The sequence below is a fragment of the Bradyrhizobium sp. BR2003 genome (assembly GCF_009720285.1).
In the GTDB taxonomy this organism is placed as follows: domain Bacteria; phylum Pseudomonadota; class Alphaproteobacteria; order Rhizobiales; family Xanthobacteraceae; genus Bradyrhizobium; species Bradyrhizobium elkanii.
Window position 1 is genome coordinate 19,893 of sequence record NZ_SMYJ01000045.1, and the last position, 20,186, is coordinate 40,078.

The 20,186-nt window shown below is 65.9% G+C and carries 17 protein-coding genes and 1 other RNA gene; 6 read left to right on the forward strand and 12 right to left on the reverse strand.

Features of this window, described 5'->3' with window-relative positions; all coding sequences use genetic code 11:
• Positions 1-25 precede the first annotated feature (25 nt).
• From cydB to E2I15_RS34455, 6 genes are all read right to left on the reverse strand, one after another.
• On the reverse strand, positions 26-1,027 hold the full coding sequence (cydB, locus tag E2I15_RS34430; protein ID WP_137481389.1) for a cytochrome d ubiquinol oxidase subunit II: 1,002 nt from the start codon (positions 1,025-1,027) through the stop codon (positions 26-28).
• Positions 1,024-2,430: a cytochrome ubiquinol oxidase subunit I gene (locus E2I15_RS34435; protein WP_137481387.1), complete on the reverse strand. Its 1,407-nt coding sequence runs from the start codon at positions 2,428-2,430 to the stop codon at positions 1,024-1,026. Before E2I15_RS34435 ends, cydB begins: the two co-directional genes overlap by 4 nt.
• Before the next feature lie 191 nt (positions 2,431-2,621).
• The gene (locus E2I15_RS34440) at positions 2,622-3,200 is read right to left on the reverse strand and encodes a thioredoxin family protein (RefSeq protein WP_137481385.1); all 579 of its coding nucleotides are present in this window, start codon (positions 3,198-3,200) and stop codon (positions 2,622-2,624) included.
• A gap of 17 nt (positions 3,201-3,217) precedes the next feature.
• Positions 3,218-3,913, reverse strand: a complete 696-nt coding sequence (locus E2I15_RS34445; RefSeq protein WP_137481383.1) for a cytochrome c biogenesis CcdA family protein — start codon at positions 3,911-3,913, stop codon at positions 3,218-3,220.
• A gap of 412 nt (positions 3,914-4,325) precedes the next feature.
• Entirely contained in the window at positions 4,326-4,937 is a 612-nt protein-coding gene (locus E2I15_RS34450) for a sigma-70 family RNA polymerase sigma factor (RefSeq protein ID WP_016848063.1), read from the reverse strand.
• A gap of 246 nt (positions 4,938-5,183) precedes the next feature.
• Entirely contained in the window at positions 5,184-6,251 is a 1,068-nt protein-coding gene (locus E2I15_RS34455) for an acyltransferase family protein (protein WP_137481381.1), read from the reverse strand.
• 212 nt (positions 6,252-6,463) lie between these two features.
• Here E2I15_RS34455 and hrpB point away from each other — a divergent pair, with 212 nt between their 5' ends.
• The 4 genes from hrpB (at position 6,464) to E2I15_RS34475 (ending at position 12,986) form a co-directional block, all read left to right on the forward strand.
• Complete coding sequence (hrpB, locus tag E2I15_RS34460) at positions 6,464-8,932, forward strand: ATP-dependent helicase HrpB (protein WP_155262734.1); 2,469 nt, start codon at positions 6,464-6,466, stop codon at positions 8,930-8,932.
• Positions 8,933-9,176: 244 nt separating this feature from the next.
• The gene (locus tag E2I15_RS34465; RefSeq protein WP_137481472.1) at positions 9,177-10,628 is read left to right on the forward strand and encodes an NCS1 family nucleobase:cation symporter-1; all 1,452 of its coding nucleotides are present in this window, start codon (positions 9,177-9,179) and stop codon (positions 10,626-10,628) included.
• 189 nt (positions 10,629-10,817) lie between these two features.
• Complete coding sequence (locus E2I15_RS34470; protein ID WP_137481379.1) at positions 10,818-11,333, forward strand: TIGR02281 family clan AA aspartic protease; 516 nt, start codon at positions 10,818-10,820, stop codon at positions 11,331-11,333.
• A gap of 153 nt (positions 11,334-11,486) precedes the next feature.
• Positions 11,487-12,986, forward strand: a complete 1,500-nt coding sequence (locus E2I15_RS34475) for a phosphomannomutase/phosphoglucomutase (RefSeq protein ID WP_137481377.1) — start codon at positions 11,487-11,489, stop codon at positions 12,984-12,986.
• Positions 12,987-13,106: 120 nt separating this feature from the next.
• Here the strand turns inward: E2I15_RS34475 and E2I15_RS34480 are convergent, their stop codons facing one another.
• From E2I15_RS34480 to E2I15_RS34505, 6 genes are all read right to left on the reverse strand, one after another.
• A complete protein-coding gene (locus E2I15_RS34480) occupies positions 13,107-14,573 on the reverse strand; it encodes a methyl-accepting chemotaxis protein (RefSeq protein ID WP_137481375.1) in 1,467 nt (488 codons plus the stop codon).
• Positions 14,554-14,865, reverse strand: coding sequence for a hypothetical protein (locus tag E2I15_RS34485; protein WP_246668228.1), 312 nt, complete (start codon positions 14,863-14,865; stop codon positions 14,554-14,556). The genes E2I15_RS34480 and E2I15_RS34485 overlap by 20 nt, the downstream gene beginning before the upstream one ends.
• Before the next feature lie 164 nt (positions 14,866-15,029).
• Positions 15,030-15,530 (reverse strand): Lrp/AsnC family transcriptional regulator, encoded by a 501-nt coding sequence (locus E2I15_RS34490; RefSeq protein ID WP_016848075.1) that lies wholly within the window; start codon positions 15,528-15,530, stop codon positions 15,030-15,032.
• Between the two features lie 76 nt (positions 15,531-15,606).
• A complete protein-coding gene (locus E2I15_RS34495) occupies positions 15,607-16,554 on the reverse strand; it encodes a sugar kinase (protein WP_137481371.1) in 948 nt (315 codons plus the stop codon).
• Positions 16,555-16,633: 79 nt separating this feature from the next.
• Positions 16,634-17,584, reverse strand: a complete 951-nt coding sequence (nudC, locus tag E2I15_RS34500; RefSeq protein WP_137481369.1) for an NAD(+) diphosphatase — start codon at positions 17,582-17,584, stop codon at positions 16,634-16,636.
• Positions 17,585-17,590: 6 nt separating this feature from the next.
• Entirely contained in the window at positions 17,591-18,010 is a 420-nt protein-coding gene (locus E2I15_RS34505) for an HIT domain-containing protein (RefSeq protein ID WP_028335945.1), read from the reverse strand.
• Between the two features lie 111 nt (positions 18,011-18,121).
• Between E2I15_RS34505 and ffs the strand changes: the two genes are divergently transcribed.
• Positions 18,122-18,218, forward strand: an RNA gene (gene ffs, locus E2I15_RS34510) — signal recognition particle sRNA small type.
• Positions 18,219-18,328: 110 nt separating this feature from the next.
• Entirely contained in the window at positions 18,329-20,170 is a 1,842-nt protein-coding gene (locus E2I15_RS34515) for a DNA polymerase III subunit gamma/tau (protein WP_137481367.1), read from the forward strand.
• Positions 20,171-20,186 lie beyond the last annotated feature (16 nt).

Below are 20,186 nucleotides of genomic sequence, written 5' to 3' on the forward strand. Positions count from 1 at the left end.
TTCGCTGGAGAACTCTCTGGCGGCATCAGTGGTATCCGTGGCCGGGACGCACCTTGCCGCGGAACACCCAATAGGCCCAGGCGGTGTAGCCGAGGATCAGCGGCACCAGGATCGAGACGCCGACCAGCATGAAGATCTGGCTGTTGGCAGGCGCCGCCGCCTGCCAGATCGTGATGCTCTGCGGCACGATGTACGGATACATGCTGATGCCAAGCCCGGCATAGGACAGCGCGAACAGCGCCAGCACCAGGAAGAACGGCTGGTGGTCGTTCTTGTCGCTGAGCGCGCGCAGCAGCAGCGCGGTGACGGCGGCGACCGCGATCGGCACCGGCGCGGTGAGGATGATGTTGGGCCAGGCGAACCAGCGCTGGGTATACTGCACGCTGAGGAACGGCGTCGCGATGCTGACGGCGCCGATCGCGCAGAGCATCGCGACCAACAGCATCCAGCTCAGGTGGTAGGCGCGGTCGCGCAGCTCGCCCTCGGTCTTCATCACCAGCCAGGTCGCTCCGAGCAGCGCGTAGCCGATCACCAGCGCGACGCCGGTCAGGACGCTGAACGGCGTCAGCCAATCCCACCAGCCGCCGGCGTACTGGCGTCCCTCGACATGGATGCCCTGCAGGATGGCGCCGAGCGCGATCCCCTGCGACAGCGTCGCGAGCAGCGAGCCGCCGGCGAAAGCGAGATCCCATTTGTTGCGCGCCTTCTGGGTCCGCCAGCGGAATTCGAAGGCGACGCCGCGGAACACGAGGCCGAGCAGCATCGCGATCATCGGCGTGTAGAGCGCCGGCATCAGCACGGCATAGGCCAGGGGAAACGCCGCCATCAAGCCGCCGCCGCCGAGCACCAGCCAGGTCTCGTTGCCGTCCCACACCGGCGCCACCGTATTCATGATGACGTCGCGGTCGGTCTTTTGCGGAAACAGCGGGAACAGGATGCCGAGGCCGAGATCGAAGCCGTCCATCACGACATAGACGAACACGGCAAAGGCGATGATGAAGGCCCAGATGATGGCGAGATCGATCATCGCGCGCCCTCCACGGCTGCACCTGCCGCCGGCGTGATGCCGGCCGCGCGGGCGGGAAGATCCTTCGTCGGGCCTTGCTCGCCGGGATGCGGCGGCTGCGCCATCAGCCGCAGGATGTAGATCACGCCCGCGGTGAACACGGCGAAATAGACGATGATGAAGGCGATCAGCGACGAGCCGACCGCCGGCGCTGCCAGCGGCGATACTGAGTCCGCCGTGCGCAGCAGGCCATAGACGGTGAACGGTTGCCGCCCGGTCTCGGTGGTGATCCAGCCGGCCAGCACCGCGATGAAGCCGGCGGGACCCATCAGGACGGCGAAGCGATGCAGCAGCGGCGACTGGTACATCATCCCCCGCCAGCGCATCAAGACGCTGAACAGGCCGAGCCCCATGATCAGGAAGCCGAGGCCGACCATGATGCGGAACGACCAGAAGGTGATCGGCACCGGCGGCCAGTTCTCGCGCGGCACGGTGTCGAGGCCGGCCAGCGGCGCGTCGAGCGAATGCTTCAGGATCAGCGACGACAGTTTCGGCACCTCGATCGCATACTTCACCTTCGCCTCACGCTGGTCGGGCCAGCCGAACAGGATCAGCGGCGCGCCGTCCTTGTGGCTCTGGTAATGGCCTTCCATCGCCATCACCTTGGCGGGCTGGTGCTCGAGCGTGTTGAGGCCGTGCTGGTCGCCGGCGAGGATCTGGATCGGCGCCACCAGCGTCGCCATCCACATCGCCATCGAGAACATCACGCGCGCTCCCGCCAGATGCTGGTCGCGGAGCAGATGCCAGGCACCGACCGCGCCGACCACGAGCGAGGTGGTGAGGTACGCCGCCAGCACCATGTGCACGAGGCGGTAGGGGAACGACGGATTGAAGATCACCTTGAGCCAGTCGGCGGCGACGAACTGGCCGTCGGCATTGACGGCGTGGCCGGTCGGTGTCTGCATCCAGGAATTGGCCGACAGAATCCAGAACGCCGAGATCAGCGTGCCGATCGCGACCATCAGCGTCGCCACGAAGTGCAGCCTGGGGCCGACGCGTTCGAGCCCGAACAGCATCACGCCAAGGAAGCCGGCTTCGAGGAAGAATGCGGTCAGGACCTCATAGGCCATCATCGGGCCGATCACCGGTCCGGTCTTGTCGGCAAAGGACGACCAGTTGGTGCCGAACTGGTAGGACATCACGATGCCCGAGACCACGCCCATGCCGAACGCGACCGCGAAGATCTTCAGCCAGTAATTGAACAGGTTGATGTAGACCTCGCGCCTGGTGGCAAGCCACAGCGCTTCCAGCACCGCGAGATAGCTCGCAAGCCCGATCGAGAACGCGGGAAACACGATGTGGAACGACATCGTGAAAGCGAATTGCGCGCGGGCGAGTACGACCGCATCCCAGCCTTCGAACATCAGGCACCATCCGTCGTCACAGTTGGCGTGGACCTTACCACGTCGGCTGTGACGACAAAGAGGGCGGATTGTCCGACTGAGGCGGATTGAGTTTTGGCTGGATCGGCTTGGCGCGGTCTCGGCTCACCTCTCCCCGTTGCGGAGAGGTGAGCTTTCGACGCCGTTCCAGCTCAACCTGATCTCATCAGGCTTTAGCTGTTGGCATTGAGCAGCCGCGCGACGGTGCGGTCGATCTCGTCGTATTGTCCCTCGCCGGCGTGCTGGAACACGATCTTGCCGTTCTGGTCGATGACGTATTGCGCCGGCCAATACTGGTTGCGGTAGGCGTTCCAGGTCTGCGAATTGTTGTCCTGCGCCACCGGATAGAGGATGCCGTGCCGCTTCAGCGCCGCCTGCACGTTGGAGGCCGAATGCTCGAACGGGAATTCCGGCGTGTGGACCCCGATCACGACGAGGCCGCGCTCCCGGTACTTTGAATAAAGCTGGGTGACGTGCGGCAGCGTGTTGACGCAGTTGACGCAGCCATAGGTCCAGAAATCCACCAGCACGACCTTGCCGCGCAGGTCGGCGAGCCTGAGCGGCTGCGAATTGAACCAGTTGCTGATGCCGACGAATTCGGGCGCGGTCTGGCTCTGTTCGGCGGTCATGGCGATCGCCCGCGGCACCGGCTGGGCCGGCGCGTCCCACTCGGTGCAGAGGCCGGGAATGACGGCGCCGCCGAGGCCAAGGCCCGCCACCAGAGCGGATACGGCAATCAAGCGCAGGGACATCGATATCTCCTTTGAGCTTACAGGCCGATCTGGCCGTTGGGATAGAACTGGGTCAGCCACGCCACGATCAGCGTGTCGTATTGCAGGTAGGACAGCGCGGCGAATGCGACGATCACGACGCCGAAGCCCTGCTGCAGGCGCGGCGCGATCCGCGCCATGCCGCGCACGCGCGTGGTGACGGCCTGTCCGCCATAGGCAATCGCAAGCATCGGGATCGCGGCGCCGATCGCGTAGGTGACGAGCTGAAGGCTCGCCCACGCCGTGTCCTTCGAGGTCGCGACGATGGTCAGGATCGAGCCGAGCACGGGGCCGGCGCACGGCGTCCACACCAGGCCGAGCGTAGAGCCGAGCACGAAGCCGCCGAAAAGGCTCTGCGACGGCGCCGCCTGACCGAGGCCGCCGGCCGCACCCGTGAGCCGTATCGCCAGCCACTCGAACGGCGCCGGCCAGATCATCAAGAGGCCGAAGCCCGCGAGCAGCACGGCCGCGCCGGTCCGCAGCACGTTCGGATCGAAATCGAAGGCGCGCGTGATCGCGCTCAGCAGCAGCGCCACCGCAGAGAATGACATCACGAAGCCGAGCGCGATCATCGCGGGCCGCGCCTTGCCGGTCTGGCCTATCGATACCCCAAGCAGGATCGGCAGCATCGGCAGGGTGCAAGGGGCGGCGACGGTGGCGACGCCGGCGAGCAGGGCAAGGGCAAGGCTGAGCATCGTCGTCCGTCCATCAGAAGTCCCGGCGCGCCAGAGGGCCGTGCCGGGTACGCCTGATGTTCTTCGCGAGGACGGTTTGGCCGTTACGGCGGACCGGTCGCGAGCCGCGTCACGTCTGTGTGAGACGAGGCGCGCTCGGCATCACGGTGCCGCGCCAAAAACAGAGCGACCCGGCTGGGGGGCATCCCGGCCGGGTCGTTGGAGGCTACTTGGGAGGTTAGAACGAAGAAGTATCGAAACCGGTTCAGTGAAATGGGGTTGGGATTGCGTCGTTGGATATGGGTATAGAGGTCGTGTTTTTCCGGGTGATGTCGTCGATTGTTTCAATTGTTTCGTCGCCTGGATTTTTCGGCTTCGTGGACAATTGCCTGAATCGCGCCGTCTCCAATCAAGCTGTTGAATTTGCTATCCTTTATGCGGCGACGCTGTCCACGCCTGCGCCCCGCAGGAGGTCGGCGAGCTGCTTGCGGGCATAGAACATGCGGGTCTTCACCGTGCTCTGTGGGATACCGATGATCTCGCCGGCCTCCTCGACCGACTTCTCATGGTAGTAGACTAGATTGATGATCTCGCGGTGGGCTGGCGACAGCTTGGCCACGCAGGCGCGCAGGATCTCGCTGGTGGTGGCGCGATCGAGCGAGGTTTCCGGCGTGTCGGCGCCGTCGGCGATCTCCAGCACGTCGTCCTGGTCGATGTCCTCATGCTTGCGCTGGCGCAGCGCGGTCAGCGCCTTGAAGCGGGCGATCGAGAGCAGCCAAGTCGAGACCTGCGAACGGCCCTCGAACTGGGCCGCGGTGCGCCAGACGTCCAGGAACACCTGGCTGACCAGATCCTCGGCCATGGTGGTGTCGCGCACCATGCGGAGCACGAAGCGGTAGACCCGGACGTTATGACGGGCATAGAGCGTGTGCATCGAGGTGCGGTCATTCTTGGCGATACGCGCGAGCAGCGTTTCATCCGAGGTCGCGCGAGCAGCGTCGATGTGCTTCGTGGCTGCAGCGTTGATGGCGATGACGTTCGGCATGACAGGCTCCCAGTTCGCCGTTGGGCGGCGGTTCGTTGGGAGAATTGTTAGTTACGACCCGTTTCCGGATGTCTGCGCGAAAAGCGGAAAATGGTTTCGTGAACGGGAGAATTGTTTCGTCGCCGGCCGGACGACGAAACATTCGGGACCAAAAGGCCAATAATTTCAATGTGTGGAAAATTCGAACGGCCGGATTCCCGCCGTCGGAACGAATCCGGCGGTCATGACTTCTGGCACTGTCGGGGCTTATTCGGCCGCCTGCAGGGAGGGCGTCGCCTTTTTCGGGGCAATCCAGAACGCATCGGGCCGCTCGAACAGGAAATCGGCCCGCGCCGCCAGCGCCAGCCGCCAGATCACGAGCGAACCGGCGACGCCGACCGCGGTCACGATCAGCGAGATCAGGCCGATGTCGTGGATGATGCCGAAGCGCAGCAGAAGGATGCGCGTCGCCGCCATCGGCAGGAAGAAGGCGAGATAGATCACGATCGAATGCTCGCCGCAGAAGCGCAGGAAGCCAAGCCAGTGCGCGCGAGCCAGCAGCGTACCGGTCACGATGATCGCGCAGGCGCCGGCAAAGCCGAGTGCAAGCGAGACGACCGGCCATTCGCTCACCTCGAGCGCAACCAGGCCGCCATTGATCAGCGTCCAGAGCCCAAGTCCGAACAGGGCCAGCGCAGGCCGCGCCCGCGCGCGGTCCGACAGCGCGAACACGTAATCGGCGAGAACGTAGCCGGTGTAGAAGTAGACGAAGCGGGAGCAGAATTCGTCGATCACGGTCCAGCCGGTCGCGACGTGCGCGGTCTCCAGCGCTGCCGCGATCAGCCAGATCACGAGCGGGTGGACATTGCGCGCGAGCTTGGTGACGACGAAGAAGATCGGCAGCAGATAGATGAACCACAGCGTGCCGAACGGCTCGATGAAGGACTCGAGGTATTGCAGCCCAACCTGGGCCCAGCCGGTCTCGGCGGCCAGCGACGGCGCCTTGAAGCCGAACTGGATCGTCACCCAGAGCACGTAGAAATAGGCGAAATGCATCACCTTGCGGTCGAGATAGGTGCGCCAGTCGCGATCGATCACGACCGACAGGAACAGGCCTGAGATCAGGAAGAAATCCGGCATCCGGAACGGCTTCGCGAACATCACGACATAATGCATGAAGCCGGTCTGCTCGGTGGCCTTCTCGACCCCCAGCACCGAATGCATCATCACGACCATGATGATGCAGATGCCCTTGGCATAGTCGACCCAATCGACGCGTCCGCTCGCGCGCGCGGCGGAACGATCTGTCGCAGCGGCTGTGCCGTTTGTGGTCATCTTTGTCCTGTTCCGGCGTGATCGTGCCTATCATCGGCCCGATCGGTTGCTTTCTCCTTTATTCATACAAATGATGTGCCGGCGAACCTGGGCCTTTCAGCGGGTTTCCCGTAGCCGGCGAATGGTCTAAGAGGCCGGGAAATCCAAGAGAAGAGACCGTTTGTTAACCATGGGACGCACCGGCCCGAGTGCCGCTGCGGTGATGAGAGTCCTTGCCTCGCCAATTCGATAGTCCGCTGCCGATCGACGCCGTGCTCGAGAAGCTCGACCGCACGCTCGAGGGGCACAACGCCGCAGTGCTGGTGGTGCCGCCGGGCGCCGGCAAGACCACGCGTGTGCCGCTGGCGTTGCTCGATGCACCCTGGGCCAAGGCTAAGAAGATCATCGTGCTGGAGCCGCGCCGCATCGCCGCGCGCGCCAGCGCCGAGCGGATGGCGAAGACGCTCGGCGAGCGTGCCGGCGAGACCGTCGGCTATCGCGTGCGCTTCGGCTCGAAGGTGTCGCGCGCGACGCGGATCGAGGTCGTCACCGAAGGCATCTTCTCGCGCCAGATCCTCGACGATCCCGAGCTGAACGGCGTCGCCGCGGTGCTGTTCGACGAATTCCACGAGCGCTCGCTCGATGCCGATCTCGGGCTGGCGCTGGCGCGCGACGCGCAGACCGGCCTGCGCGAGGACCTGCGGATCCTCGTGATGTCGGCGACGCTCGACGGCGCACGCGTCGGAAAACTGCTCGGCGACGCGCCGGTGGTCGAAAGCGAGGGGCGCGCCTTTCCGGTCGAGACCCGTTACGTCGGCCGCAAGGTCGACGCGCCGCTGGAGCGGCAGATGGCCGAGACGATCGCGTCCGCGCTGCGCGCCGATGCCGGCTCGGTGCTCGCCTTCCTGCCGGGCGCCGCCGAGATCCGCCGCACCCAGGCTTTTTTGGCCGAGCGCGTACACGACGCCGCGGTCGAGATCGTGCCGCTGTTCGGCGCGCTCGATGCCGCCGTGCAGGATCGCGCCATCGCGCCGGCGCCGAAGGGTAGGCGCAAGGTGGTGCTGGCGACCTCGATCGCCGAAACCTCGCTGACCATCGAGGGCGTCCGCATTGTGGTGGACTCCGGCCTCGCGCGGGTGCCGCGCTACGAGCCGGACATTGCATTGACGCGGCTCGAGACCGTGCGGGCCTCGCGCGCCGCGGTCGATCAGCGGCGCGGCCGTGCCGGCCGTATCGAGCCCGGCGTCTGCTACCGGCTCTGGGATGAGCCGCAGACGGCGTCGCTGCCGGCCTACACCGCGCCCGAAATCCTCTCCGCCGATCTGTCCTCGCTGGTGCTCGATCTCGCGCAATGGGGCGTCAGCGATCCCGCAGGCCTTGCCTTCCTCGATCCGCCGCCGGGGCCGGCGCTGAAGGAAGCCAGATCGCTGCTGTCAGAGCTCGGGGCGCTCGACGGCGATGGCCGCATTACAGAGGAAGGACAGAGCCTGCGCGCGCTGGCGCTGCCGCCGCGGCTGGCGCGCATGATCGTGGATTCCGCCCGCTTCGGTATGGGCGGGGAGGCGGCCGAGATCGCCGCGGTTCTGACCGAGCGCGGGCTCGGCGGCGACAATGTCGATCTCGACGTCAGGCTGGACCAGTTCCGCCGCGACCGTTCGCAGCGCGCATCGAGCGCCCGCAGCATGGCGGCGCGCTGGGCCGCGCAGGTGAAGTCGTCGGCCGGCGAAGCGAAGGGTCTCTCCACCGGCGTCATGCTGGCCTTCGCATTTCCGGATCGCGTCGCCAGGAACCGCGGCAATGGCAGCTTCGTGCTGGCCAATGGCCGCGGCGCCGCCGTCGAGCAGACCGCGACGCTGGCTCGGCTGCCCTATATCGCGGTTGCCGAACTGACCGGCACGGCCGCGAGCGGACGCATCCTGCTGGCGGCGCCGATCACCCCGGAGGAGATCGAGCAGCGCTTCGCCGACCAGATCGAGACCATGGAAGAGGTGACGTTCGACCGCGGCGCGATGGCGCTGCGCGCCCGCCGCAGGCGCTCGCTGCACGCGATCACGCTGTCGGAGGCACCGATGCCGCTGTCGCCCTCGGCCGAGACCGCGCGCATCTTCGCCGACGGCCTGATCGCTGCCGGGCTCGACCGGTTGCCGTGGTCGAAGCACTCCAAGCAATGGCGCGACCGCGTCATGTTCCTGCGCAAGGCCGAGGACGAGAGCTGGCCCGATCTGTCGGACGCAGCGCTCGCCGCGCGGGCGGACGACTGGCTGGTGCCGGCACTCTACGACAAGATCGCGCTGAAGGACCTGTCCGCCGGCGATCTGTCGGACGCGCTGATGGCGCTGCTGCCGTGGGAATTACGCGCGCGGCTCGATCGCGAGGCGCCGACGCATTTCGAGGCGCCGACCGGAACGCAGCTCGCGATCGATTACGAGGCCGAGCAGGGCCCCACCATTGCGGTGCGGCTGCAGGAGCTGTTCGGGCTCAACACCCATCCCTCGATCGCCAAGGGCGCGGTGCCGCTGGTTCTGGAACTGCTGTCGCCGGCGCAGCGGCCGGTGCAGGTGACGCGCGATCTGCCCGGTTTCTGGCGCGGCAGTTACGCCGCGGTGCGTTCCGACCTGCGCGGCCGCTATCCGCGCCATCCCTGGCCGGAAGATCCCGCCAGCGCGATGCCGACACGGCGGGTGAAACCGCGCGGGACCTGAAAGCCCTAGAGCAAACGGCATCTCGAGAATTGACACGAGTCCGTCATGGCCGGGCTCGTCCCGGCCATCCACGTCTTCCCCTGCTCGAGGGATGCATGGACGTGGATGCCCGGCACAAGGCCGGGCATGACGAACCGAATGTGCTTCTCGCGCTGGCGAGCGCCGGCAAACGGTGGTTAGATTTGCACGCTGGGATGGGATCACGGGCTCGCAGCTTGGGGAGGCCGCCTTGGAGATCAAGAATCTGGAGATCAAGAACGCATCGCCGTCGCTGTACAACGAAGACCTGGCGCCGGCCAGGGAACGCAACTGGGGCGCGTTCAGCATCTTCAACGTCTGGACCTCCGACGTCCACAGCCTCTGGGGCTATTATCTCGCCGCCAGCCTGTTCCTGCTCTGCGGCAGCTTCGTCAACTTCATCCTCGCAATCGGCGTCGGCTCGCTGGTGATCTTCGTGCTGATGAGCCTGATCGGCAATGCCGGCGTGAAGACCGGCGTGCCCTATCCGGTGCTGGCGCGCGCCTCGTTCGGGGTCTGGGGCGCCAACATTCCGGCGCTGGTCCGCGCCGTCGTGGCCTGCTTCTGGTACGGCGCGCAGACCGCGGCGGCCTCGGGTGCGATCGTCGCGCTGCTGACGCGCATCGACAGCTTCAAGGCGTTCCACCAGTCCAGCCATATGCTCGGCCATTCCACGCTCGAGGTGATCTGCTTCGTCGTGATCTGGGCGCTGCAACTGCTGATCATCCAGCGCGGCATGGAAACGGTGCGGCGCTTCCAGGACTGGGCGGGTCCTGCGGTATGGCTGATGATGCTGATCCTTGCGATCTATCTCTGCATCGCGGCCGGCGGCATCTCGCTCACCGCGCCGATCCCGCAGGATGTGCTGCTGGAGAAGACCAAGGAAGCCGGCGTGCCCGGCGTGCCGGGCTCTTTCCCGGCGCTCTGCGCCGTCGCCGCCACCTGGATCACCTATTTTGCCGCGCTCTATCTCAACTTCTGCGACTTCTCGCGCTACGCGCCCGACGTGAAAGCGCTGCGCAAGGGCAATATCTGGGGCCTGCCGGTCAATCTGATCCTGTTCTCGCTGGTCGCCGGCGTCACCACGATCGCAGCCTTCAACGTCTATCACGAGGTGCTGCTGCATCCCGACCAGATCTCGGCGAAGTTCGACTCTTGGTTCCTGGCGCTGCTCGCGGCGGTCACCTTCGCGGTGGCGACGCTCGGCATCAACGTGGTCGCCAATTTCGTCTCGCCGGCGTTCGATTTCTCCAACGTGTTTCCGCGCCATATCGACTTCAAGAAGGGCGGCTACATCGCGGCGCTGATCGCGCTCGCGCTGTATCCGTTCTCGCCCTGGGAGGGCAGCGCCGCCTCGTTCGTCGGACTGATCGGCGCGACCATGGGGCCGATCTTCGGGATCATGATGGTCGATTATTATTTGATCGCCAAAGGCCGCGTGAACGTGCCGGCGCTGTACCAGGAGGACGGCGAATATCGCTTCCAGAACGGCTGGAACGTCAGCGCGCTGATCGCGGCCGCGATCGGCGCCCTGTTCTCGTCGGTGCTGCCGAACTTCACTTCGATCCTGCCGGCCTGGTGGGCGGTCTATGGCTGGTTCTTCGGCGTCGGGATCGCGGGCGCGGTCTATTACGCACTGCGCGTTGCGATGCCGAGCCCGGTCGCTAGGACGGCCTGAAGGACGGTCTGAAAGACGGCGAATGGCTGCCCGGGCAGGCGGCCGATGTCATTCGGCCGCTTCTCTGGGCTCGCATTAACGCTTCGCTCATCCTTTTCGCCAAAATGGCAGGCTCGTGCCGCCGCCCTCGCTCGCGGCGGGGCGGGCGGCGTGGTGAAATTGCGTGTTCGGTTTTCCGAGTATGGTGTCATGCGTAACCTGATGATTTTCGCGGCCATCCTGATCGGGCTGGGCACCTTCATGGCCCAGATGGCCAGCAAGATGGCGCCCGCCGCCGCGACCACCACAAGGCAGACCGCTGCCCCCGCCGTCACGGTGGCGCAGGCCAATGCCGCCCGCACGCTCAGCATCGCGCCCGATCCGCGCGGTCATTTCGCGACCGACGGCCGCATCGACGGCCAGCGCATCAACTTCATGGTCGACACCGGCGCCTCCGTCGTGGCCCTGAACGAGACCTCCGCCGCGCGCTTCGGCCTGCGCCCGGTGCCGGGCGACTACACCTCGCGCGTCACCACCGCCAACGGCACCATCAAGGCGGCGCGCGCCCGCCTCGCGATGATCGAGATCGGCGGCCTCACCGTGCGCGACGTCGATGCGCTGGTGCTGCCGGACGAGGCCCTGTCGGAAAACCTGCTCGGCCTGTCCTTCCTGTCCAAGCTGAAGCGCTTCGAATACGCCAACGGCAAATTGTTGCTGGAGCAATAAATCCAGCCATTTTCGGGATAAAGGCGGTAGCCTCGTTGCCGCGATTTCTGCCGTAATTGTCGGTCACCAGCCCCAGTCTCTGCTTTCGCCCGGCCCGCGCATTCGCTAAAGGCTGCGACGATGTCTTTCTGCATACGACCATAAGGCCGATCCATGTTTCCGAAGCCGAAATCCGCGCTGGTCCCGAACACCTATGCCTTCGAATCCGAGCCGATGGTGAAGCCGACCGGGTTTCGCGAGTACGACGCGCGCTGGCTGTTCAACAAGGAAATCAACCTGATGGGCGTGCAGGCGCTGGGCATGGGGCTCGGCGCGCTGATTGCGGAGCTCGGCGTCCGCCAGGAGATCGTCACCGGTCACGATTTCCGCGGCTATTCCGCTTCGATCAAATACGCGCTGATCTCGGGCCTGATGGCGGCGGGCTGCAAGGTGCATGACATCGGGCTCGCGGTGACGCCGATGGCCTACTTCGCGCAGTTCGATCTCGACGTGCCCTGCGTCGCCATGGTCACCGCCTCGCATAACGACAATGGCTGGACCGGCGTCAAGATGGGCGCCAACCGCCCGCTCACCTTCGGCCCCGACGAGATGTCGCGGCTCAAAGAGATCGTGCTCAACGCCGAGTTCAAGAACAACGCCGGCGGCTCCTATCAATTCCACGAGAATTATCCGGCGCGCTACGTCGCCGACCTCACCAGCCGGCCGAAGCTGAAGCGCAGGCTGAAGGTCGTCGCGGCCTGCGGCAACGGCACCGCGGGCGCGTTCGCGCCGCAGGTGCTGGAGGCGATCGGCTGCGAGGTGATCCCGCTCGACGCCGAGCTCGATCACACCTTCCCGAAATACAATCCGAATCCGGAAGACATGGAGATGCTGCACGCGATCCGCGATGCGGTGCTGGCGCACAAGGCCGATGTCGGCCTCGGCTTCGACGGCGACGGCGACCGCTGCGGCGTGGTCGACAACACCGGCGAGGAGATTTTTGCCGACAAAGTCGGCGTCATGCTGGCGCGCGACATGTCGGCGATCAATGCCAACGCGCAGTTCGTCGTCGACGTGAAGTCGACCGGGCTGTTCGTGACCGATCCGGTGTTGCAGAAGCAGGGTGCAAAGACGGTCTACTGGAAGACCGGGCATTCCTACATGAAGCGGCGCACCAATGAGCTGGGCGCGCTCGCCGGCTTCGAGAAGTCGGGCCACTTCTTCTTCAACAAGCCGTTCGGCCGCGGTTATGACGACGGCCTGGTGTCGGCGATCGCGGTCTGCGAAATGCTCGATCGCGCCCCCGGCAGGTCGATGGCCGACCTGAAGGACGCGTTGCCGAAGACCTGGTCGTCGCCGACCATGTCGCCGCATTGCGCCGACGAGGCGAAGTACGGCGTCGTCGACGCCGTCGTGAAGCACTTCGAGGCGTTGCAGCAGCAGGGCGGGAAGGTCGCGGGCCAGAACATCCGCGACCTCGTCACCGTCAACGGCGTGCGCGTCACGGTCGAGGACGGCAGCTGGGGCCTGGTCCGCGCGTCCTCGAACAAGCCGGAGCTCGTGGTCGTGGTGGAAAGCCCGGTCAGCGAGCGGCGCATGCGCGACATGTTCGAGGCGATGGATGCCGTGCTGCGCACGCATCCCGAGGTCGGCGAATACAATCAGAAGATCTGAGCTGGGTGCTTGCCGATCGTCATTGCCGGGCTTGACCCGGCAATGCATCTTCGAACGACCCTTGTGAAGATCGATGGACATGCGGCTCAAGCCCGCGCGTGACCGTCGGTGTCCGCAGTTTCACGCCGCCCGCAGCGAGGCCAGGAAGCGGTCCAGCTCGGTCTTCAGCCATTCCGATTGCGACGACAGGCCGTTGGCTGCATCGAGCAGTTGTGCGGTCGCGCCGCCGGCCTGTTCGGAGGCGCGGTTGACGTTGAGGATGCCCTTGTTGACGTCCCGCGTGCGATCGGCGGCCTGCTGCAAATTGCTGGAGATCTCGCGGGTCGCCGCGCCCTGTTGATCGACGGCAGCCGCGATCTCGCCGGAGACCTGGTCGATCTCCGCGATGGTGGTGCCGATGCTCCCGATCGCGCTGACCGCCGCGCCGGTCGCGCTCTGGATGTCTTGGATCTGGGCCGAGATCTCCTCGGTCGCCCTGGCGGTCTGGTTGGCCAGTGCCTTGACCTCGCTCGCGACCACGGCGAATCCGCGGCCATGCTCGCCGGCGCGCGCCGCTTCGATGGTTGCGTTCAGGGCGAGCAGATTGGTCTGGCTGGCGATGCTCTGGATCAGCGTCACCACCTCGCCAATCTTCTGCGTGCCGGCGGCAAGGCCTTCGACGACGCTGTTGGTGCGGCGCGCCTCGTCGGCGGCCTTGGCGGCGATCCGCGCCGAGCGCGTCACCTGCTCGGCGATGCTGTTGATCGACGCCGTCAGCTCCTCGGTCGCGGACGCGACGGTTTCCACATTGCTCGACGCCAGCGTCGATGCCGAGGCGGCGGCGGTGGCCTGGCGAATGGTCTCCGCGTTGCTGCCGTTCATCGTCGTCGACAGGCCCTGCATCGCGCTCGCCGCCACCGCAACGGCCTCGACGACCTCGCCGATCTTGCGCTCGAAGCCTGAGGCGAGCTCGCGCCGCGCGACATCGCGATCATGCTTCGCTCGTTCGGCCTCGATCCGCTCGGCGTTGGCGCGCGCTTCGGCGGCGCCGGCGGCCTCGGCCTCCGCCGCCTTCCGCGCCGACGTCTCGAACAGTTCGGCAAGCGTGTGCGCGAGCCAGATCAGCACGCCGGCCTCGATCAGCAGGATCACGGCGTGGAGAACGACGCGACCGAGATCGGCGCCGCCGGGATAGATCGCGGCCGGCAGGATGAAATTCAGCGTCAGGTGGTGCAGGGCCACAGCCAAAGTGCCGGCGACGATCGGCCGATAGTCGCAATAGGCGACGAGGCACGCCAGCGCGGCGAAGAAATACATGTGCATGTCGACCTGCCAGCGGTGGCCGGCGAACTGGTAGACCAGCATCGAGACGCCGGCCATCAGGGCCACGGCAACGATCAGCTGCGTCGAAGCGCCGTTGCCCGACATGCGCCACGATATCGTCGCGGCGAGCGCCATTGCGACCATGAAGCCGGCCGGGATCAGCCAGTCGGTGTGCAGCGTCATGCCGACGATGACTGCGATCGGAACGTGCAGCCACAGCACCACGAGCAGGATCTTGCTGGCCGTCTCGCGCAGGGCGGCCATGTCATCGCCTTCGAAGGTCATCCCCAGCCCCCAGATCGTCATCCGCCCCGAAGCAGCCGGCGATCGCCTGCGGATCCATGGTCAGCAAGGCGCCGGCCTCGTACAGCCGGCTCAGCCCGCCACTTGGGTCAGGTCGCACCACCAGCAGGGCCGGGATCGCGGTCATCCGAACGATCGACGCATTGGCGGATGCGGCGGCCATCAGCGCGCGCTCGGCGCGCCACCATGGCGGAAAGGCCACGGCCACCACGTCGCTGCCCGCACGCACCTTTAGCGACAGCACTGCGACCACGATCCAGCTCGCAATCAGCAATGCAGCCGCGCCCAGCCAGGCAGGCGGTCGTTTCGCTGGGATGATCTCCCCCGGCTCCATCGCAGCAGAATACCGCTGCCGGCGCTAACTTCAGGTAAATGCAGAACCAGCGAACTACCTGAGAGCGTATCGATCGACGTCTCGTGCGGGATGTGCGGCGGCGCTTACGCCGCGGGCACCGGCAGCGCCGTCACCGACTTGATCTTCTCCATCGCGAAGCGCGAGGTGACGTTCTTCAGCGGCACGGCGCTGATCAGCTTCTTGTAGAACACGTCGTAGGCCTGCATGTCCGCGACCACGACGCGCAGCATGTAGTCGACGTCGCCGGCCATCCGGTAGAACTCCATCACCTCGGGCATGGCGCTGACGGCGTCGGCGAATTTGCGCAGCCAGGCTTCCGAATGGTCGGCGCTCTCGACCGAGACGAACACCGAAATCCCGAGGCCGATCTTGTTCTGGTCGACCAGCGCGACGCGGCGCAGGATCACGCCATCGGCCTCCAGCCGCTGGATGCGCTTCCAGCACGGCGTCGACGACAGTCCGACCCGGTCGCCGATCTCGGCGACGGAGAGCGACGCATCCTCCTGCAACACGGTCAGAATCTTGCGATCGATCGCGTCGAGGCGGCGGCTGTTGTCATGAAGCTGAATGGCGACATCGGTCATAGAAGAAAGTTCCATATGAAGGTTCAATCTCCCTCATATAGAGAAGAATCTTCCAAATCAAGCGATTCGTGGCCGCTCAGGCCGGCTTGGCATCGGCGTGCTGACCCAAAAACTCTTCAACTTCAGTACGTTGCGGTGCGGCATAAGCACCCCCGAAGCGGGTGCATTTCAGCGCTGCAGCGGCCGAGGCGAAGCGCAGCGCGTCGCGCAGCGGCTGTTTCTCGGTGATGGCGAGGGCGAATGCCCCGTGGAAGACGTCGCCGGCCCCGAGCGTGTCGACGGTATGGACCGGGAAGGCCGGCGTTTCCTCGAGCTCGCCGCTCTCGTTGAGCCAGATCGTGCCCATCGGCCCGCGGGTGCCGGCCAGGAAGGAGGGGGTGAGCTTGGCGAGCTTGTGCAGCGCCTGGCCGTCGTCGGTGACGTCGGCGGTCTCCTGTAGCGGCTCGCTGGAGAATACCAGATGGGACGAGGCGGTGAGCAGCCCCTCCCGCATCGACATCGCGCGGTCGACGTCGACCACCACCGGAATGCCGCGTTTGACCGCCTCCGCGCAAAGCTCGGTGCAGAACGGCGCGCAGCGGCTCTCGGTCAGGATCGCCGCGCAATCCTCCAGCAACAGCTCGGTCGGCGGCAGCTTGACCTTCCAGAGCTCCGGATCGCGGAAGGTGACGATGGTGCGCTCGCCGCTGTCATCGATCATGATCGCCGAGATGGGGGTGACCAGGTTCGGCATGTGGATCAGATGATTGGTCTCGATGCCTTCCTGGGCGAGCTTGTCGAAGATGTAGCGGCTCGAGGTCTCCTGCGAATCCCCCATCGGTCCGCAGATCGAAGCGCGCCCGCCCAGCCGGACGATGCCGATCGCGGCGTTCAGCGCATTGCCGCCGCAGATCTCGTCGAAATGCGTCGCGTTCTCCTTGGAGCCGCGCGCCGGGACGCTGACGCGGAAGGTCAGGTCGCGCACCGGCAGGCCGATGCAGAGGATGCGGGGCGGGACTTTCGGGGCGCCGTCCTGAAAATTCATGCGGGAATCCGTCGCAATGGTTCCGTTACTGCCAGACCTATTGTCCAGCTTTAATCGGCAGAACGATGTCCGGTTCCCGCTATTTGTCCAACGGGTTCTGGTGGTGCACCCAGCGGCCGAGCAGATGATGGGCAATCGCGAATGGATGCGGGCCGGCGAGCCCGTCGGGATGCTGGCGCTTCAGCATCAGCGACGCTTCGGCATGGTCGAACCAGCGCGCATCCTCCAGCTCGGTGCGGTCGACCACGATGTCCTCGTTGGTCGCGCGCGCGGTGCAGCCGATCATCAGCGATGACGGATAGGGCCAGGGCTGCGTCATGTAGTAATTGACGTCGGTGCAGCGGATGCCGGACTCCTCGAAAATCTCGCGCCGCACGGCGTCCTCGATGGTCTCGGCGGCTTCCACGAACCCGGCGAGGCAGGAATACATGCCGGGCATGAACTGCTTCTGCCGTCCGAGCAGCACCTTGTCGCCATACGTGACCAGCATGATCACGACCGGGTCGGTGCGCGGAAAGTGCTCGGCCTTGCAGCTCGGGCATTCGCGCTTCCAGCCGCCATCCTTCATCGCCGTGCGGGTGCCGCAGTTCGGACAGAAGCCGTGGCGCTGATGCCAGGTCACCATCGATTTCGCCATTGCGATGGCCGAGAGCTGCTCGGGCGGCACCACGCCCTGCATTGCCATGCCGCGCAATTCGGTGATCGCAACGTCGCTGCGCCCAAGGAGCTTCTCGGCCGCCTGCGGCGCGATCCCCATGCCGAAGATCGGCGCTGAATCCCGCAGCCCTAGGAAAATCGTGCCGGGATTGGCGCCAAAGCTGCGGGCTTCCTCCAGCGAGAGCAGTGCGCGGGCCCCGCCATCCTCCTGCTTCACGACCAGCGAGTCGCGATAGATCACATAGGCACGGGCTTCGCGGTGGCCTTCCAGCGCGAACAGCTTCTCGTCGTTGGTGCGCAGATGCGCGGCGCGGTCCAGCACGTGGGTGACAAAGGCCGGCTGGCCGAGCGGAAAGGAATCGAATGCGGACATTGAAATTCAACCCAACCAGATCTTGCGGCGAAGCGCGCTAATGAAATTCTGCACTTCCTCGGCGTCATGCGCCAGCGGCGGCATCACGCCCCAAACGGGACGCGGCCATGCAGCGTCGCTGGTGCGGCGCGCGATGACGTGGACGTGGAGCTGCGGGACGAGGTTGCCGAGGGCGGCGACATTCAGCTTGTCGCACTTGGTGACCTCTTTCAGGGCCCGCGAGACGCGGGTGATTTCCGTCATCAGCTGCGCCTGCTCGACCTCGTCGAGGTCGATGATCTCGACCGCGCCGTCGCGCCGCGGCACCAGCAGCAGCCACGGATAATGCGCATCCTTGATGACCAGCACCTTGCACAGCGGCAGGTCGCCGATGTCGATGGTGTCTTTCTTGAGCTGCGAATGCAGCGACCAGTTGGAGGCGGGCATGGGGGGCAAATAATGCCTTTCCGTGTTCCCGTACAAGTCCCACAAAGCCAGCCTTACAAAGCCGGGTCAGGCCGCTTGCTTTCCGGCGGTTTTGGCCCCAAATAGGGACCGGGAGATTGGCGGTGGACGAGCCACTCGCCAACCGGGTCAGGTCCGGAAGGAAGCAGCCCTAACGAGGTCCGGATCGGGTCGCTCGTCAGTCTCCTACCTGTTTTTCTGAGCGAATCGCGCTGGAATGGCGGTCTCCGCGCCCGGCGCTCGATTTTGGCTCCTATCCGCACGCCGGCTGCAAGAGAAATCCAAGTTGCGGATCGACGCATGAACGACGCTGGCGCCCCCTCCGATAAGCCCGACGGCGCAGGCCAGAGCGGCCTTGACCTTGGCGGCGCATCCGACGCCGCAAAACCCTACCGCGTTCTCGCCCGCAAATACCGCCCCTCCAGCTTCGAGGACCTGATCGGCCAGGAGGCCATGGTGCGCACGGTCTCGAACGCGTTCGAGACCGGGCGGATTCCGCAGGCCTGGATCCTGACCGGCGTCCGCGGGGTCGGCAAGACCACCACCGCGCGCATCCTCGCCCGCGCGCTGAACTACGCCAAGCCGGATGGCTCGGTGCAGGGGCCGACCATCCACATGCCCGACCTCGGCGTGCACTGCCAGGCGATCATGGAAAGCCGGCACATGGACGTGCTGGAGATGGACGCCGCCTCGCACACCGGCGTCGACGATGTCCGCCAGATCAACGACAGCGTGCGCTACGCGCCGGCCAGCGCGCGCTACAAGGTCTACATCATCGACGAAGTCCACATGCTGTCGACGGCGGCGTTCAACGCCTTCTTGAAGACGCTGGAGGAGCCGCCGGAGCACGCCAAGTTCGTGTTCGCCACCACCGAAATCCGCAAGGTTCCGATCACGGTGCTGTCGCGCTGCCAGCGCTTCGACCTGCGCCGCGTCGAAGCCGACGTGCTGATGAAGCATCTCGGCAATATCGCGGTTAGGGAAGGCGTCGAGGTCGAGCCCGAGGCGCTTGGCATCATCGCGCGCGCGGCCGAGGGATCGGTGCGCGATTCGCTGTCGCTGTTCGACCAGGCGATCGCGCATGCCGCGGGCAATGTGAAGGCCGACGCGGTCAGGCAGATGCTCGGCCTCGCCGACCGCACCCGTGTGATCGATCTGTTCGAACAGCTGGCGCGCGGCGATCTCGCCGGCGCCTTCGCCGAATTCCGCGCACAATATGACGTCGGCGCCGATCCGGTGGTGGTGCTGTCCGACCTGGCCGAGTTCGTCAATTTCGTCACCCGCGTGAAGGTCGTACCGGGGACGGCCGACAATGTCGCGTTCGGCGAGACCGAGCGGGTGCGGGCGCGTGAATTCGCCGCCAAGCTGTCGATGCGGGTGCTGTCGCGGATGTGGCAGATGCTGCTCAAGGGCATCGCCGAGGTGCAGACCGCGACGCGCCCGGCCGCGGCCGCCGAGATGGTGCTGGTGCGGATCGCCTATGTCGCCGATCTGCCGACGCCGGATGAGGCGATCCGGATGATCGAGCAGAATGGCGGCGGCGCTGCGCCCGCGGCGTCGGGCTCCGCCGCCTCGTCACCGTCGCGCGGCGCGCCGGCTTCGGCGATGGCGGCAATGCCTTCGGCGCCGGCGCGCGCGCCGCAGGCCGCACCGCGCGCCGATTTCGCCGCGCGCCCGCAGATGGCGGCGCCGGCCGCCGATGCCGCGCCGGCGCTCCGGATATCGAACTTTCCGCAGCTGATCGCGCTCGCCGGCGAGAAGCGCGACATCATGATGAAGAGTGCGCTGGAGGCCGATGTGCGGCTGGTGCGCATCGAGGACGGCCAGCTTGAGATCGCGCTCGAGCCGAAGGCGCAACGCGCGCTGGTCACCGATCTGTCGCGCAAGCTCGAACTATGGACCGGGCGGCGCTGGACCGTGATCATCTCCAACGAGGCCGGCCAGCCGACCGTGCGCTCGCAGAACGAACTGGCGCGCAGCGAGCATCAGCGCGCCGCCGAGGCCGATCCGCGCGTGCAGGAGGTGTTGGCGCGCTTTCCCGGCACCAAGGTGGTCGAGGTCCGCCGCCTTGCCGCCGAGGTTCCGGTCGCGGATGCGACCGGCGAGGACCCGATTGAAACTTCCGACAGCGACGACGATTGATCTGATCATAGGAACG

Bases quoted from the DNA above. Each gene is read 5' to 3' on its own strand.
- cydB (WP_137481389.1), bottom strand. From the start codon at position 1,027: ATGATCGATCTCGCCATCATCTGGGCCTTCATCATCGCCTTTGCCGTG.
- E2I15_RS34435 (WP_137481387.1), bottom strand. From the start codon at position 2,430: ATGTTCGAAGGCTGGGATGCGGTCGTACTCGCCCGCGCGCAATTCGCT.
- E2I15_RS34440 (WP_137481385.1), bottom strand. From the start codon at position 3,200: ATGTCCCTGCGCTTGATTGCCGTATCCGCTCTGGTGGCGGGCCTTGGC.
- E2I15_RS34445 (WP_137481383.1), bottom strand. From the start codon at position 3,913: ATGCTCAGCCTTGCCCTTGCCCTGCTCGCCGGCGTCGCCACCGTCGCC.
- E2I15_RS34450 (WP_016848063.1), bottom strand. From the start codon at position 4,937: ATGCCGAACGTCATCGCCATCAACGCTGCAGCCACGAAGCACATCGAC.
- E2I15_RS34455 (WP_137481381.1), bottom strand. From the start codon at position 6,251: ATGACCACAAACGGCACAGCCGCTGCGACAGATCGTTCCGCCGCGCGC.
- E2I15_RS34470 (WP_137481379.1), top strand. From the start codon at position 10,818: ATGCGTAACCTGATGATTTTCGCGGCCATCCTGATCGGGCTGGGCACC.
- E2I15_RS34475 (WP_137481377.1), top strand. From the start codon at position 11,487: ATGTTTCCGAAGCCGAAATCCGCGCTGGTCCCGAACACCTATGCCTTC.
- E2I15_RS34480 (WP_137481375.1), bottom strand. From the start codon at position 14,573: ATGACCTTCGAAGGCGATGACATGGCCGCCCTGCGCGAGACGGCCAGC.
- E2I15_RS34490 (WP_016848075.1), bottom strand. From the start codon at position 15,530: ATGACCGATGTCGCCATTCAGCTTCATGACAACAGCCGCCGCCTCGAC.
- E2I15_RS34495 (WP_137481371.1), bottom strand. From the start codon at position 16,554: ATGAATTTTCAGGACGGCGCCCCGAAAGTCCCGCCCCGCATCCTCTGC.
- nudC (WP_137481369.1), bottom strand. From the start codon at position 17,584: ATGTCCGCATTCGATTCCTTTCCGCTCGGCCAGCCGGCCTTTGTCACC.
- E2I15_RS34505 (WP_028335945.1), bottom strand. From the start codon at position 18,010: ATGCCCGCCTCCAACTGGTCGCTGCATTCGCAGCTCAAGAAAGACACC.
- E2I15_RS34515 (WP_137481367.1), top strand. From the start codon at position 18,329: ATGAACGACGCTGGCGCCCCCTCCGATAAGCCCGACGGCGCAGGCCAG.